Annotated in this window: 1 protein-coding gene; it reads left to right on the forward strand. The window is 59.4% G+C overall.

Annotated elements, in window-relative coordinates:
- Window positions 1-169: 169 nt before the first annotated feature.
- A partial coding sequence (locus TBU01S_RS24260) for a hypothetical protein (RefSeq protein WP_176573613.1) occupies window positions 170-614 on the forward strand: 445 nt, incomplete at its 3' end.

Raw genomic sequence — 614 nt, forward strand, 5'->3', positions numbered from 1 at the left:
ATGGTGTGCGGTTTTTCCTGGGCTGGTGCGTGCGATGCGGTAGTATGAGAACTGGGGCCCTGTTGACAAGCGCATCATTTTCTTACAGTTCTTTGCTGCGCGATGTCTTGAAGGCGGTCTTCAACATGGGCGATCGCTTTATACTCGCAAGATTGAACAGGAGTAAGTCATGAGAAATATGCGCTCGAATGTTGCGTTGCGCTTGCTGCCCTTGATTGCCGTGATGGGCCTCGGGGTTGCTGCAGGTGCTACGCATGCGGCGACGACCTTGAACCAGATCAAGATTACCTCCGGGAGCGATCTGTATACCTGCATCCTCAACGGTTTTTCGGTCTCGAGCGGTGGTGTCGTTTCTGCGACGGTCGCGAGCTGCAACCCGGCCTTGGGCGGTAGCGGCGGTGGCGAAAACCCCGATCCTGGCGGTGGCGAGAACCCCGATCCTGGCGGTGGCGAGAACCCCGATCCTGGCGGCGGCGAGAACCCTGGCGGAAGCGTAGGCGGTGCCGATCCGGGCAGTGGCACATGGTCGCCCGATCTCAATGGATCCCCATTGATCGTGGTGGTTGACCAGTCTGGTGGGGCGGGAGCCACAATGACCGTGATTCCTGGCTGCG

The organism is Thauera butanivorans NBRC 103042 (assembly GCF_001591165.1).
GTDB classification, from domain to species: Bacteria; Pseudomonadota; Gammaproteobacteria; order Burkholderiales; family Rhodocyclaceae; genus Thauera; species Thauera butanivorans.